We start from the raw sequence: 15,060 nt of genomic DNA, 5'->3' as shown, positions 1-15,060 counted from the left end.
CAGGAAATCGCCGAAACGCTCGTCCTGGTCCAGCACCAGATAGTGGTGCAGGCCGTCCAGGCGCTGCACCTCCAGCAAGCCGGGCACGGCGGCAGGCTCGGGCCCCTTGAAAGGCATGTCGGCGACCCAGTGCGTTACCCGTGCGCAGAAATCGTCGGGTGCGGACATGTTCTTCAGCTGTCCGCGCTCCAGGATGATCAGGTTGTCGGCGACGCGCTCGATCTCTTCCATCTGGTGCGAGCAATAGATCACCGTGCATTCGTCGGCGGCGTTGCTGTACATCAGCGATTCCAGGAACGCGCGCTTGGCGACCACGTCCAGGCCCAGGGTCGGTTCGTCCAGCACCAGCAGCTCGGGGCGCTGCGCAAGCGCCAGGGCCAGATTGAAACCGGCGCGCTCGCCGCGCGAGAGCTGGCCGACCTTCTGTTCCGGCAGTACGTGGTAGTGGTCCAGCACGCCGCGGAAGGCGGCTTCGTTCCAGCGCGAATACAGGCGGCGGTGCATCGCGGTGACCGCCGACACCTTCATCCAGCCGGGGAGCGTGTGCTCTTCGTTGACGAAGCCGATGCGTTCGCGGTCGCCCGGCGTCAGCTTGCGGCTGTCGCGTCCCAGGACCCGCGCCTGGCCCGCCGTCTGCGGAAGAAAGCCGAGCAGGACGCGGAACAAAGTGGATTTGCCGGCGCCGTTGGCGCCGACGATGGCGTGGATGCGTCCACGCGGGATGCGCAGGTCCAGGCGGTCGAGCGCCAGCTTGCGTCCGTAACGCTTGCTCAGCGTCTCGGTTTCGATCACGTAATAGTTTTGCGGAACGGACATGGCGGTCTCGTGCGTAGCGGGAGCTGGCGAAGGGAAGGGGTCAGGTGATGGAGTCAGGCGGTCTTGCGGGGCGCCAACGCGCGAAACTCGGCTTCCAGGCGCGCCTGCACCTCGCCAGGCGGGTAGTCCAGCGCGATCACGTCGTTGAGGAAGCGCCCGATCGCCTCGTCCAGTCGCCGTTCGCGTTCGGCGTCGCTCAGACGCTGGCGCGGCGTGGCCACATACAGGCCCAGCCCTTGGCGCGATTCCAGCCAACCCTCTGTGGTGAGTTCGGCATAGGCCTTGGCCACGGTGTTGGGATTGATGGTCAGCTGCTGCGCCAGCCCGCGCACGCTGGGCAGTTGGTCGCCGGTGGCCAGCTCGGCCGTGGCGATCTTCATGCGGATCGCATCCACGATCTGTTTGCTGATGGGGCGGGGATCGCCAGTGGCGATCTGGAGCATCAATGCCTGGGTGCGCGCCATTGTCCGTCTCTACTGTGTCTTCTGTACTGTGACTATTAGTACAGTACGAACATTACCCGCTGTCAACCCCCTGAAAGTCATGCAAAACGAGGGGGCGGCCGGCTGCTGCGATGGACTGTCGTTGATCGGTGTCGTCGGGGAAGCCCGCTTCGATCCGGATCGACGGTGCGGAATGCCGCATCTAGCGAAGCGCATTCATGGGCACGATTCGAGGAACTCGATCTGCGACCCATGCCGCTTAGCCCGCCTGTCCGCTATAACGAAAACTACTGCATGATGATCGCCCCCAAGCGGGCATGCGGTGGCGTCATGTCGTTCTGGAAGAAATCCAGGCTGCTTTTCTTCGTCCCTCTCGCACTGGCGCTGCTGGTCGGTCTGTACGCCTTGCTGGGTTTCTGGGCGCTGCCCAGATACATGCGCTCCCAAGCCATCGGATACGTGGCCACGGAACTGGGCAAGGATCTGGCCCTGGGCGAGATCAAGTTCAATCCTTTCACCTTCCAACTGGAAATCCGCGACATCGCCATCCGCGACCGCGGCGTCGCGCGCGGCAAACCGCTGGTGGCGCTGAAGCGCTTGTCCGCCGATTTCCAGGTTTCCTCGTTGTGGAAAAGCGGTTACGTATTCCGTCAGGTCGCCATGGACGAGCCGTTCGCGCGCGCCATCATCCGTGCGGACGGTTCGCTTAACCTGGCGGAGTTGATACCGAAGGAAAAGGAAGAAACGCCGACGCCGGAAGTGCTGATAGAGCAATTCCAGGTCAATCGCGGCCGTGTCGATTTCGCCGACCAGAGCCGTCGCCTGAAGCCGGAAAAAACCCTGGCGCCCATCGATTTCAGTCTGCGCGATTTCCGCACCACCGCCGAGAGCGGCGGTTTCACCTTGGCCGCCGCAAGCGAGCGGGGCGAGCGTTTCGATTGGCAGGGCAAATTGAACCTGCAGCCGTTGGCTTCCACCGGCCAGTTCCGCGTCGCTGCGCTGCAGGCGCGCAGCGTTTACGAATTCCTGAGTGACGAACTGCCGATGGAACTCAGTGCAGGCAGCTTCGACGTGGATGGGCGTTATGTGTTCTCCGCCGGCAGGCAGGCCGGTACGCAGCTGGATGCGACCTTGTCCAAGGCCATGGCCACCGGGCTGGCCCTACGCGCACGCGGCGTGGACAAGGACTGGGTGACGCTGCCGAAAGCTTCACTGGACAATACCCGTCTGTCGCTGGCGCGGCGGATGGTGGACATCGACGCCCTGCGTCTGGAAGGCATGCAGGCCACGCTGTGGCGGGAGCGCGACGGTTCGTTGAATCTGGACCGCCTGTTGGCTCCGTCGCCGGAAGCCGCTACGGTTGCACCGGCCTCCAGACCAGCGGCCGCGTCGTCGGATTGGAAGGTCGCGCTGGGCCAGCTTGCGTTGCAGCAGGGGCGGCTGGATTTCGAGGATCGAAGCGTGAGCCCGGCGGCGAAATTCCAGCTCTCGCCGTTGGCGTTGAATGTCGAAGAGGTCAGCCTGGACCTGACCAAACCGTTGTCGCTCACCTTGCAGACCACGCTCAACGGCAAGGCGCCGTTGTCGCTGAGCGGCAGCGTGGTGCCGGAAACGACAGCGGCGGACCTGCAGGTGGAATTGTCCGGCCTGCCGTTGCGCGAGGTGATGGCCTATCTGCCGCAATACCCCGGCTTGACCTTGAAGTCCGGCGTAGTGGGCGCCAAAGGCCAGCTGCGTCTGCAGCCGGAACCGGAGCCGGGCCCATCGCTGAGTTTCGATGGCGACGCTTCGGTATCGGATTTCGATTTGCTTGAAACCGCCGGCGCCCGCGAATTCATTTCCTGGGATCGCCTCGATGCGCAGGGCATCGCTTTCGCGCAGGCACCCGATTCGGTTTCCATCAAACAGATAAAGGCGCGCAAGCCGTTCGCCCGGGTGATCGTGGCGCCGGACCGCACCATCAACCTGGTCAGCATCCTGTCCACGCCGTCGGGCACTGCGCCGGCCGCGTCCAGCGAAAAAGAAACGGCGGAGATGCCCATCAAGATTGGCCGCCTGTCGCTGGAGAACGGGGTGATGGGCTTCGCCGACTATTCCATCGAACCCAACTTCCAGGCCCGCATCGACGCGCTCAGCGGCAGCATCGCCGGCCTGTCCACCGCCACCGACTCGGTGGCCGACATCGACCTCAAGGGCCAGATCATCAACAAGTATTCGCCGGTGACCATCCAGGGCGGCACCAACCTGTTCGCCTACGACAAGCACACCGACATCAGGATGACCTTCCGCAACATCGACCTGCCCATCTTCAATCCGTATTCGGGACGCTTCGCCGGCTACGCGATCGCCAAGGGCAAGCTGACCACCGAGCTGCACTACCGGATCGACGACCGCAAACTGCAGGCCGCCCACCATGTGATCCTGGATCAGCTGGAATGGGGCCAGGCCACCGACAGCAAGGACAAGGTTTCGCTGCCGGTGCGGTTGGCGACCTCGCTGCTGAAGGACCGCCACGGCGTCATCGACCTCGACCTGCCGGTCAACGGCACCCTGGACGATCCCAAGTTCCGCGTCGGTCCGGTGGTCTGGCAGATCGTCAAGAACATCCTGACCAAAGTGGTGACCGCGCCGTTCTCCTTTCTCGGTTCGCTGTTCGCCGGAGCGGAGGATGCGCAATACGTGAGCTTCGCGCCGGGTTCGGCCGAACTTTCCGAAAGCGCCAGGACCCAGCTCGCCGCACTGGCCAAGGGCCTGGCGGACAGGCCGGCGCTCAAGCTGGACATTCCCTCCGGCGTAGTCGCCGCACTGGACCCCGGTGCGCTGGCCGAGGCGCGCCTGCAGCAGGCGCTGGCGGGCCAGGAGAAAGCGGGGGAGGCCGGAGTATCCCTGGCGACGATGGACCCCGAACGGCGGGTGGAATTGCTCAGCAAGCTCTACAGGCAAGTGGTCGGCAGCAAGCCGGAATTGCCCGATCCGGAACCCCCGGCGGCTGAAGAAGAAGCCAGCCGCAAGGAAAAGCGGGCATTGCGCGAACAGGCGCAGGCGGCCTGGCTCAAGACCGAGCTGCTGACCCGCTACCAGGCAACGCCCGCCGAATTGCAGGAGCTGGGCCGTACCCGCGCCAGCGCCATCCAGGACGCCCTGCTGGCGGGCGGCGAACTGGACCCGGTCCGAGTCTTCATCACCGCCAACAAGGCGCCGGTGGCGCACGAGGGCCAGGTACGGCTGGAACTGGGCTTGGAATGACAGGCCGACAGGTCGCCGGAAGCGGCTGGTGGCCATGCGCTTTGTAGAGCCGAGCATGCTCGGCTGCTTTTCCATCCGTGCCAGGAGCAGCCGAGCAAGCTCGGCTCTACAAAACATAAGGTCCAGGCTTGCAGCGACAGCCGTTCCACCCTTGCGGCCCGTTATACTCCCTGGTTGATACTCTGTTTTCGGAGTGTCTTCGCCATTTGAATCAAGCATTTGGCGTTGAAACCTAATCCCGATTAACAAATGTGGCAGCGCGCCGGCCGGTCCGGCCGCGATGCCTGGAAGCAACCGCCGCATGCGCCTTTCCACCATCAAGCTGTCCGGTTTCAAATCCTTCGTCGACCCGACCACCCTGCATCTGCCCACCAACATGACCGGCGTGGTCGGTCCGAACGGTTGCGGCAAATCCAACATCATCGATGCGGTGCGCTGGGTGATGGGCGAAAGCTCGGCCAGCCGTTTGCGCGGCGATTCGCTGACCGACGTGATCTTCTCCGGTTCGGCCGCGCGCAAGCCCGTCTCGCAGGCCACGGTGGAGCTGATCTTCGACAACAGCGACCACACCATCGCCGGCGAGTTCGCCGCCTTCAACGAAATCTCGGTCAAGCGCCTGGTCAGCCGCGACGGCACCAGCAGCTATTACTTGAACGGCACCAAGTGCCGGCGCCGCGACATCACCGACCTGTTCCTGGGCACCGGCCTGGGCCCGCGCAGCTACTCGATCATCGAGCAGGGCATGATCAGCCAGATCATCGAAGCGCGCCCGGAAGACCTGCGCATCTATCTGGAAGAAGCGGCCGGTATCTCCAAATACAAGGAGCGCCGCAAGGAAACCGAAACCCGCATCCGCCACACCCGCGAAAACCTCGACCGCCTGGGCGACCTGCGCGAAGAGATCACCAAGCAACTGGAGCACCTGAAGCGCCAGGCCAGGCAGGCCGAGCAGTACCAGGCGCTGCAGGAAGAGCGCAAGATCAAGGACGCCGAATGGAAGGCGCTGGAATACCGCGGCCTGGACGGCGAATTGCAGAAGCTGCGCGAAGGCCTGTCGCAGGAAGAGACCAAGCTGCAGCAACTGATCGCCGAGCAGCGCGAAGCCGAACGCCAGTTGGAAACCGGCCGCGCCGGCCGCGAATCGGCCAGCGACGCCCTCAATAAAGCGCAGGGCGAGGTCTATCAGGTCGGCTCCGCGCTGGCCCGCATCGAACAGCAGATCCAGCACCAGCGCGAGCTCGCCGAACGCCTGCAGAAGGCCCGCGACGAAGCGCAGAACGCGCTTTCCGAACTGGGCCAGCACATCAGCGGCGACGAAACCAAGCTGGCGGTGCTGCGCGAGTCGGTGGCCGAGGCCGAGCCGCAACTGGCCCAGCTGCAGGAAGACGACCAGTACAAACAGGAAGCGCTGCGCGAAGCGGAGACCCGGCTCTCCGACTGGCAGCAGCGCTGGGAAGGCCACAGCCGCGAATCCTCCGAGGCCGCGCGTGCCGGCGAAGTGGAGCGCACCCGCGTCGATTACCTGGACAAGCAGTCGCTGGAAGCCGACCGCCGCCGCGAGATCCTGACCAGCGAACGCAGCGGTCTGGACCTCGATGCGCTGGCCGCGGCCTTCGAACAGGCCCAGCTGCAGCACGAAACCCAGAAGGCGTCGCTGGACGGACTCAATGCCGACCTGGAAGCCCGCAAGCAGGCCGTCGGTGCGCTGCAGGAACAGCAGCGCGGCGCGCAGTCCGAGCTGGCCGAAGTCCGCAAGAATACCCAGGCCGCGCGCGGCCGCCTGTCCTCGCTGGAAACCCTGCAGCATGCCGCGCTGGGCCAGGAGCAGGGCGCGGCGGTGGCATGGCTGAAAGCGCGTGGCCTGGATTCGGCTGCCCGCGTCGGCGAAAAACTCTCGGTCGAATCGGGCTGGGAGAACGCCGTCGAAGGCGCGCTCGGCCAGTTGATCGAAGGCGTGCTGGTCGATGCTCCGGAATCGTTGGTCGAAGCGCTGGGCGAACTAGGCGAAGGCCGCATCGCGCTGGTGTCCTCCGACGACGACGGCTCTTCCTTCGCGCCCACCTCGCTGGCAGCCAAAGTGCAGGGCCCGCTGGCGATCCGTCGCCTGCTGGCACGCCTGCACGTGGCCGAAGACCTGGCCGAAGCGCGCCGCCTGCTGCCGCAATTGGGCGAGGGCGATTCGGTCATCACCCGCGGCGGCGAACGCATGGGCGCCGGCTGGGTGCGCGTGCTGCGCTCGGGCGCGGCCAAGCAGGGCGCGCTGCTGCGCGAGCGCGAGATCCAATCCCTGCGCATCGACATCGAAGCGCTGCAGAAACGCGAGGCCGAACTCGACCAGCTGCTGACCAGCTTCCGCGACCAGCTGCTGGCCGCCGAACAGCATCGCGAAGACGCACAGCGCGCTTTGTACATGGCCCACCGCGGCGTTTCCGAACTGGCCGGGCAGCTGCAGAGCCAGCAGGGCAAGGTGGAATCGGCGCGCAACCGCATCGACCGCATCGACGGCGAACTGCTGCAGCTGCATGAAACCCTGGACAACAGCCGCGAACAGGCCCGCGAGGCGCGCTCGAAGCTGGAAGACGCCATCAGCCGCATGGGCGAGCTGGAAACCACGCGCCAGGCGCTGGAAGCCGAGCGCCGCCAGTTGGCCGAAGCGCGCGACGCCGCGCGCGACGCGGCCCGCAATTCCCGCGATACCGCCCACGCGCTGGCGCTGACGCTGGAGTCCCAGCGCACCCAGATCGTCGCCCTGAGCCAGGCCCTGGAGCGCATGAGCGGCCAGCGCGGCCAGCTCGATACGCGCCTGGGCGAACTGTCCTCGCAGTTGAGTGCTGGCGACTCTCCGGTCGAATCCCTGGAAAACGAACGCCAGGCGGCGTTGGAACAGCGCGTGCTGGCCGATCGCCAGCTGGGCGAGGCGCGCGCGGCGCTGGAAGGGATAGACAACGACCTGCGCAACTTCGAGCAGATCCGCCACCAGCGCGACGAACAATCGCTGACCCAGCGCGAAGTGATTTCGCAGCGCAAGCTGGACCAGCAGGCGCTGAGCCTGAAGGCCGAGCAGCTGTCGTCGGCCGTGGTCAATGCGGGCTTCGTGCTGGAAGACGTCATCAACGGCTTGCCCGAAGTCGCGGCCGTGGCCGACTGGGAGCAGGCGGTCAGCAGCATCGACGGCAAGATGCGCCGCTTGGAGCCGGTCAATCTGGCGGCGATCCACGAATACGGCGAGGCCTCGCAGCGTTCCGAATACCTGGAAGCGCAGAATGCCGACCTGACTGCGGCGCTGGAGACCCTGGAAGAGGCCATCCGCAAGATCGACCGCGAGACCCGCGGCCGTTTCAAGGACACTTTCGACCGCGTCAATTCGGGCGTACAGGAACTGTATCCGCGCCTGTTCGGCGGCGGCCATGCCTACCTGGAACTGACCGGCGAAGACCTGCTGGATACCGGCGTGGCGATCATGGCCCGCCCGCCCGGCAAGCGCGTCTCCAACATCTCGCTGCTGTCCGGCGGCGAGAAGGCGATGACCGCGGTGGCGCTGGTGTTCGCCATCTTCCAGCTCAATCCCGCGCCGTTCTGCCTGCTGGACGAGGTGGACGCGCCGCTGGACGAGGCCAACGTCGGCCGCTTCACCGCGATGGTCAAGGAAATGAGCGAGAAGGTGCAGTTCCTGTTCGTCAGCCACAACAAGTCGACCATGGAGGCCGCACACCAGCTCAGTGGCGTTACCATGCGGGAGCCCGGCGTCAGCCGTCTGGTCTCGGTGGACCTGGAAGAGGCCGCGCGCCTGGCCGGAGCCGCCTGATTTTGGAGGACATCGACCTTGTGCAGCATGGCCGTTGCGTTACCCTGAAAGCACGACCTTGAACAGCATGATTCCCTCAGCGACCCCCACGCGGAGAAACAGATAAATGTCCGACATGGCCTTGCTTAGAATCGGCATCTTGATCGCAGGCGTATTGCTGATCGCAGCGATCATCTTTTTCGGCCGCCCCAAGAAGTCCAAACAGGGCAAGCGCATCGAACCCGGCGAGCGGGACGCGGCGCGCACCGAACCCAGCCTGGCTGGCGACCTTTCCGCGGACGGCTCGGGCCTGGATTACAGCAGCGACGCCGTTTCCCAACCCGAGCTGGGCCTGCCCGGCGGCGCCACCGAAACCGACCTGGGCAAGCGTCCCAGCCAGGATTTCGACAAGATCGTCTCGCTCTACGTCGCCGCGCGCGCAGGCCACACCCTGCGCGGCGAGGACATTGTGGTCGCCGCCGAAAAGACCGGCCTGACCTTCGGCCACATGAACGTGTTCCACCGCCTGGTGGAGAACCATCCCGAGCGCGGCCCCATCTTCAGCATGGCCAACATCCTGCAGCCCGGCAGTTTCGACATGGCCAACATCCGCGAATTGGAAACGCCGGCCATCGCCTTCTTCCTCACCCTGCCGGCGCCGCTGACCGCGCTGGACGCCTGGGAGAAGCTGCTGCCCAACGTGCAGCGCATGGCCGAACTGCTGGACGGGGTGGTGCTGGACGACAGCCGCAACGCGCTGGGCCGCCAGCGCATCATGCATATCCGCGAAGAACTGCGCGCCTACGACCGCCAGCACGAAGCGCCGCCGCTGACCAAGTCGCCGCGCTGGTGAATAGAGCCCCTCTCCCTGCGGGAGAGGGGTTGGGGTGAGGGTACGGCGAAGTCATGATGGTTGAACTACGCTGGCTCCGCCGTACCCTCATCCGGCGCTACGCGCCACCTTCTCCCGATGGGAGAAGGGTTTGAAAGCCGCCACCTTATGATTACTGCCGCCGCCCGCGCCGCCAAATTCCGCCAGCAACTCGACACAGAACCCCTCTCCCAATGGGAGAGGGGTTGGGGTGAGGGTCCGGCGAAGCCGCGATGGTTCACGCCGCCGACTCCGCCGTACCCTCATCCGGCGCTACGCGCCACCTTCTCCCGATGGGAGAAGGGTTTGAAAGCCGCCACCTTATGATTACTGCCGCCGCCCGCGCCGCCAAATTCCGCCAGCAACTCGACACAGAGCCCCTCTCCCATCGGGAGAGGGGTGGGGGTGAGGGTACGGCGAAGTCATGATGGTTCCGACGCCGCCGACTCCGCCGTACCCTCATCCGGCGCTACGCGCCACCTTCTCCCGATGGGAGAAGGGCTTGGAAAGCCGCCATCGCATATGACCAACCCCGCCACCCGCGCCAGCAAACTCCGCCAGCAACTGGACGACGCCAGCTACCGCTACCACGTCCTCGACGAGCCCAATATCCCGGACGCCGAATACGACCGCCTTCTGCGCGAACTGGACGAACTGGAAACCGCGCACCCCGAATTGGCCACGCCCGATTCCCCGACCCAGCGCGTCGGCAGCGCGCCGTCCTCCAAGTTCGCAGAAGTCCGCCATGCCATTCCCATGCTGTCCCTGGGCAATGCCTTCAGCGAAACCGAAGTGCGCGACTTCGCGCGCCGTATCGAGGACAAGCTGAAGCGGCCGGTGCTGGAGTTTTCCGCCGAACCCAAACTCGATGGCCTGGCCATCAGCCTTCGCTACGAAAACGGCCGGTTCGTGCAGGGCGCCACCCGCGGCGATGGCGCCAGCGGCGAGGACGTCACCGCCAACCTGCGCACGGTGAAGGCCATTCCGTTGCATCTGCGCGGGAAAGGCTGGCCTGCCATTCTCGAAGTCCGCGGCGAGGTGTACATGCCGCGCGCGGCTTTCGAGAAATACAACGAGCAGGCGCGCCTGCATGGCGGCAAGGTGCTGGCCAATCCGCGCAACGGCGCGGCAGGGTCGCTGCGCCAGCTCGATCCGCGGCTGACCGCGCAGCGCCCGCTGTCCTTCTTCGCCTATGGCGTGGGCCTGATCGAAGGCGGTGCGTTGCCGGATACCCATTCGGCAACGCTCAAGCGGTTGCGCGAATGGGGCTTTCCGGTCAGTTCGGAATCGGAAGTGGTCGAAGGCGTCCAAGGCCTGCTCGACTACTACCAGCGCATCGGCGGCAAGCGCGACGCGCTGGCCTTCGACATCGACGGCGTGGTCTACAAGCTGGACGACAACGCCGGCCAGCGCGAGATGGGTTTCGTCTCGCGCGCGCCGCGCTGGGCCATCGCGCACAAGTTTCCCGCGCAGGAGCAGTCCACCACGGTCGAGGCCATCGAGATCCAGATCGGGCGCACCGGCGCGGCCACGCCGGTCGCGCGCCTGAAGCCGGTGCAGGTCGCCGGCGTGGTCGTCACCAACGCCACCCTGCACAACGCCGACCAGATCGCGCGGCTGGACGTGCGCGTGGGCGACACGGTGATCGTGCGGCGTGCGGGCGATGTGATCCCTGAAGTAGTCAGCGTGATGCTGGAGCAGCGGCCCAAAGGAGCCCAGTCCTGGACAATGCCGACGGCCTGTCCGATCTGTGGCTCGGAGATCGTGCGCGAAGAAGGCGAAGCGGTATGGCGCTGTTCCGGCGAGCTGTCGTGTCCGGCCCAACGCAAGGAAGCGATCCGCCATTTCGCATCGCGCCGTGCGATGGATATAGAAGGACTGGGCGACCGCTTCATCGAAGCTTTGTCGGACCTGGATTATCTGCAATCGGTAGCCGATCTGTACAAGCTGAAGCTGGAGGATCTGCTGGAAATGAAGCGCCGGGCGGACGAACGCGACGGCACCACTCCGGAGACCGTGAAGTCGGGAAAGATCGCCACCAAGTGGGCCGAGAACCTGATCGAAGCCATCGACCGCAGCCGGTCCACCACGCTGGAGCGCTTCCTGTTCGCGCTCGGCATCCAGCACGTCGGCGAGAGCACCGCCAAGGCGCTGGCGGCATGGTTCGGCGACTTGGAATTGATCCGCCGGTTGCCCTGGCCTTTGTTCAAACATGTCCCCGATGTCGGTGGCGAAGTCGCACGTTCCATCGGCCACTTCCTGAGCCAGCCCGGCAACCAGCAAGTGATCGACGACCTGCTTGCACGCGGGGTGACGATTTCCGATACCCATCCGCCGACGGCAAAACTGCGCGAAGGATTGGATATGGCGACTTTGCTGGCGGATCTGGAAATCCCCAAGGTGACCCGCATCCGCGCCGAACAGCTCGGCAACGCCTTCGCCACGGCGCAGGCGCTGGTCGACGCGCCTGCGCACAATTTCGTCAGCGCCGGCCTGCCTTCCGAATCGGCCAACGCGCTGGCTGCATGGCTGGAAGATCCGGAAAACGCCGGGCTGCTGCTGCGCGGCGGCGAAGCGATCGCGCGGCTGCGCAAGTTGGTGCCGGAGAGCGAAGAAGTCGTTTCCGGTCCATTGGACGGCAAGACCGTGGTGCTGACTGGCGGCTTGAGTTCGATGAGCCGCGACGAGGCGGGCGAACGGCTGGAAGCGCTGGGCGCGAAAATCGCGGGCAGCGTCTCGAAGAAGACCAGCCTGGTGGTGGCTGGCGAAGCCGCCGGTTCCAAATTGGCGAAGGCCGAAGAGCTGGGCATCGAAATCTGGGACGAAGCCAAGCTGCTGGAGTTCCTGGAAGCGCACGCATGATCAATGGACCGGCATTCTGTAGGAGCGACGCGAGTCGCGAAGCTCTGAAACCTCCACGGCTTCGCGACTCGCGTCGCTCCTACCTTGGGACCGCAGCGCCTTGACCGCCATCGCCCTGGACGCCCTGCGCCTGCGCGCGGCGGTCAATGCGTTGTTCCGTCTGTATTTCGCCGAACGCGATGTGCTGGAAGTGGAAACGCCCGTCCTGTCCGAAGCCGGCAACACCGAACCCAACATCGAGAGTTTCACCACCCATTTCACCGGCCATTCCGGCGCGGGCGCGCGCACGCGCTGGATGCGCACCTCGCCCGAGTATCCGCTCAAACGCCTGCTCGCTGCGGGCGTGGGCGACTGCTACGAGCTGGGTCGCGTATTCCGCAATGGCGAAGCGGGCGGGCGCCACAACCCCGAGTTCACCATGCTCGAGTGGTATCGCGTGGGTTGGGACCACCTGCGCCTGATCGAAGAAACCGTACAGCTGGTGCAGCGCGCATTGGGCCTGATCGGCCGTCAGGCCGAAGTGGTTTCCTGCACTTACCGCGAGCTGTTCCTGCAGGGCCTGGGCCTGGATCCGTTCGTCGCCACCGAAGCGCAGCTGCGCGCGCCCTTGTCCGCTCACGAAATCGATGCGCAGGGTCTGACCCGCGACGATTGGCTGGATCTGCTGATCACGCATCTGCTGCAACCGGCCTTTCCGACGGGCCGCATCACCGTGGTCCGCGATTGGCCCGCCACCCAGTGCGCGCTGGCCAGAATACGCCCCGGCGATCCGCCGCTGGCAGAACGTTTCGAGTTGTACCTGGGCCATCACGAACTTGCCAACGGATACCACGAACTGATCGATGCAAACGAGCAACGCCAGCGTTTCCTGCGCGACCTGTCGATGCGCGAGTCCAGAATCGCGTCGCTGCCGCCGTTGGACGAGCGCCTGCTCGACGCCATGGCGCACGGCATGCCCGCCTGCGCGGGAGTGGCGCTGGGCGTGGACAGACTGCTGATGGCCATGATCGGCACCGATCGCATCGCCGAGGTGCTGGCTTTCCCGTTCAGCGAAGCCTGAACGGATGAGGACGCACTCCGCGTTCAGACGCCTGTTTTACATATTCGTTAACGACATTAATGCGACCCTGTCGCCGACGTTGTGGGGGCGGGCATGAACATCGTTCTTAAGAGTTGCCTGGTATCGCTGCTGGTTTGCCAGGCCCATGCGCTTGCCGAACCGCCGTCGCCGGCTGCCGGCGGCATGCGGTTCCGCTGCGAATCCGACCGCACCCAGCAGCATTACTGCCAAGTCGATACGACGGAAGGGATCACCCTGGTCAAGCAACTGTCGAAAATCCCCTGCATGCAAGGCCGCAACTGGGACTACGACCGCCATGGGGTCTGGGTATCGCATCGCTGCCGCGCGGAATTCGTCGCCGGCAAGCTGGTTCCAGTGCAGGAAGAAGCCCGGGGCGCACTGGTGCGCTGCGAGTCCCTCGCCAACCGCGTGGAGCATTGTCCCGCCGATACCGGCCACGGCGTGCGCCTGACGCGGCTGCTGTCGACCTCGGACTGCGTCGAGAACCTGGACTGGGGCTACGACGAGACCGGCATCTGGACAGCCCGCGGCTGCCGCGCGGAATTCAGGGTGGGTTTTGCAGATGTTCCCGCCGGGCCTGTGGATGCGCGCTCGAAGAAGCTGGTGTGCGCATCAGACGACAAGCAGCGGAAACGTTGCGAAGTGACCGTGGACAACGGAGTGGACCTCCTGCGCCAGCTGTCGCGGACGCGCTGCGTGAAGGAAGCCAATTGGGGTTGGGACCGCGCCGGGATCTGGGTGGACAAAGGGTGCAGGGCGGAATTCGGGGTGCATTGAGCGCAACATTCCGTCCACCGTCGATGCTCTAAACTTGATGCATGGAAAAAGACATCGACTACGCCCGCTACGACCGGATCCGCCCGATCCTCTGGACCGGCGAAACGCTGGACCTGCTGGACCAGCGCAAGCTGCCGTTCCAGGTGGAACACCTCAGTTCGCACGACAGCGATGAAGTCGCCGCCGCGATCCATTCGCTGGCGGTGCGCGGCGCTCCTGCCATTGGCATCGCCGCGGCCTGGGGCGTGGTGCTGGCCGCGCGCCAGACCGACGCAGCCGACGGCGCCGAAGCGGCCCTCAAGCTCGAGCCGGCCCTGCAGCGCCTCAATGCGGCACGGCCCACGGCGGTCAATCTTGCCTGGGCCCTCGCGCGCATGCGCAGGGCGATGCAGAGCGCAGGCGCCGATTGGCGGCAAGTGCTGGAGCGCGAAGCGCAGGCCATCGCCGAGGAAGACCTGGCCGCCAACCGCCGCATGGGCGCGCTGGGCGCGGCCCTGATCGGCGAAGGCAGCGGCGTGCTGACCCATTGCAACACCGGTTCTCTGGCCACGGCCGGTTTCGGTACGGCGCTGGGCGTGATCCGCGCGGGCGTGGCCCAGCAGCGCATCGCCAAGGTTTTCGCTGGCGAGACCCGGCCCTGGCAGCAGGGCGCCCGCCTGACCGTGTGGGAGCTGCAGCAGGACGGCATCGACGCGACCCTGATCGCCGACTCGGCCGCCTCGCACCTGATGAAGACCGGGGCGGTGCAGTGGGTCGTCGTGGGCGCCGACCGCATCTGCGCCAACGGCGATACCGCCAACAAGATCGGCACCTACCAGCTGGCCATCGCCGCACGCCATCACGGGGTGAAATTCATGGTGGTGGCGCCGTCCTCGACCGTGGACATGGACACCGCCAGCGGCGACCTGATCGAGATCGAGGAGCGCGATCCGGCGGAGATGCTGGGCATCGGCGGCACCCGCATCGTGGCCGAAGGCATCCATGCCTGGAACCCGGTATTCGACGTGACCCCGGCGGAGCTGATCGATGCGATCGTTACCGAGAAGGGCGTGATAGAGCAGCCGACTGTCGAAAAGATGCGGCTGGCTTTCGGTTGAAGTAGGGCGGGCACTGCCCGCCGCTCTCCGCGCGCACGGCATGGCGGGCACTGCCCGCCCTGCGTTGGAGTCACCTGGTGCAT

Annotated in this window: 8 protein-coding genes and 1 pseudogene; 7 read left to right on the top strand and 2 right to left on the bottom strand. The window is 65.5% G+C overall.

The window, feature by feature from the left end:
* Positions 1–231 precede the first annotated feature (231 nt).
* Together CSC73_RS18630 and CSC73_RS03230 are read right to left on the bottom strand one after the other, a co-directional pair.
* Positions 232–816 (bottom strand): annotated as a pseudogene (locus CSC73_RS18630) (ABC transporter ATP-binding protein); the annotation flags it as partial.
* Between the two features lie 53 nt (positions 817–869).
* Positions 870–1,280, bottom strand: coding sequence for a GntR family transcriptional regulator (locus CSC73_RS03230; RefSeq protein ID WP_163838975.1), 411 nt, complete (start codon positions 1,278–1,280; stop codon positions 870–872).
* 273 nt (positions 1,281–1,553) lie between these two features.
* Here CSC73_RS03230 and CSC73_RS03225 point away from each other — a divergent pair, with 273 nt between their 5' ends.
* From CSC73_RS03225 to mtnA, 7 genes are all read left to right on the top strand, one after another.
* A complete protein-coding gene (locus CSC73_RS03225; RefSeq protein ID WP_163838974.1) occupies positions 1,554–4,505 on the top strand; it encodes a DUF748 domain-containing protein in 2,952 nt (983 codons plus the stop codon).
* 301 nt (positions 4,506–4,806) lie between these two features.
* Positions 4,807–8,310 carry a chromosome segregation protein SMC gene (gene smc, locus CSC73_RS03220; protein WP_163838973.1) on the top strand — a complete coding sequence of 1,168 codons (3,504 nt, stop codon included), beginning with the start codon at positions 4,807–4,809 and terminating at the stop codon, positions 8,308–8,310.
* Between the two features lie 106 nt (positions 8,311–8,416).
* Positions 8,417–9,142, top strand: coding sequence for a cell division protein ZipA (gene zipA / locus CSC73_RS03215; RefSeq protein ID WP_163838972.1), 726 nt, complete (start codon positions 8,417–8,419; stop codon positions 9,140–9,142).
* 540 nt (positions 9,143–9,682) lie between these two features.
* Positions 9,683–12,022, top strand: a complete 2,340-nt coding sequence (gene ligA, locus CSC73_RS03210) for an NAD-dependent DNA ligase LigA (RefSeq protein ID WP_163838971.1) — start codon at positions 9,683–9,685, stop codon at positions 12,020–12,022.
* Positions 12,023–12,122: 100 nt separating this feature from the next.
* Positions 12,123–13,082 (top strand): EF-P lysine aminoacylase EpmA, encoded by a 960-nt coding sequence (epmA, locus tag CSC73_RS03205; protein WP_163838970.1) that lies wholly within the window; start codon positions 12,123–12,125, stop codon positions 13,080–13,082.
* A 93-nt stretch (positions 13,083–13,175) separates the two neighbouring features.
* Positions 13,176–13,880 (top strand): DUF3011 domain-containing protein, encoded by a 705-nt coding sequence (locus CSC73_RS03200; protein ID WP_246197293.1) that lies wholly within the window; start codon positions 13,176–13,178, stop codon positions 13,878–13,880.
* Positions 13,881–13,921: 41 nt separating this feature from the next.
* Positions 13,922–14,977 carry an S-methyl-5-thioribose-1-phosphate isomerase gene (gene mtnA / locus CSC73_RS03195; RefSeq protein ID WP_163838969.1) on the top strand — a complete coding sequence of 352 codons (1,056 nt, stop codon included), beginning with the start codon at positions 13,922–13,924 and terminating at the stop codon, positions 14,975–14,977.
* The last annotated feature ends 83 nt before the right edge of the window (positions 14,978–15,060 follow it).

This window comes from Pseudoxanthomonas sacheonensis (assembly GCF_010093305.1).
In the GTDB taxonomy this organism is placed as follows: Bacteria; Pseudomonadota; Gammaproteobacteria; order Xanthomonadales; family Xanthomonadaceae; genus Pseudoxanthomonas_A; species Pseudoxanthomonas_A sacheonensis.
Note: the sequence above shows the minus strand (reverse complement) of the source record. Positions and strands in the feature narration are given on the sequence as shown.

Excerpts from the sequence above, each read along its gene's own strand:
- CSC73_RS03200 (WP_246197293.1), top strand. The coding sequence starts at position 13,176 with ATGAACATCGTTCTTAAGAGTTGCCTGGTATCGCTGCTGGTTTGCCAG.
- smc (WP_163838973.1), top strand. The coding sequence starts at position 4,807 with ATGCGCCTTTCCACCATCAAGCTGTCCGGTTTCAAATCCTTCGTCGAC.
- CSC73_RS03225 (WP_163838974.1), top strand. The coding sequence starts at position 1,554 with ATGATGATCGCCCCCAAGCGGGCATGCGGTGGCGTCATGTCGTTCTGG.
- zipA (WP_163838972.1), top strand. The coding sequence starts at position 8,417 with ATGTCCGACATGGCCTTGCTTAGAATCGGCATCTTGATCGCAGGCGTA.
- mtnA (WP_163838969.1), top strand. The coding sequence starts at position 13,922 with ATGGAAAAAGACATCGACTACGCCCGCTACGACCGGATCCGCCCGATC.
- ligA (WP_163838971.1), top strand. The coding sequence starts at position 9,683 with ATGACCAACCCCGCCACCCGCGCCAGCAAACTCCGCCAGCAACTGGAC.
- CSC73_RS03230 (WP_163838975.1), bottom strand. The coding sequence starts at position 1,280 with ATGGCGCGCACCCAGGCATTGATGCTCCAGATCGCCACTGGCGATCCC.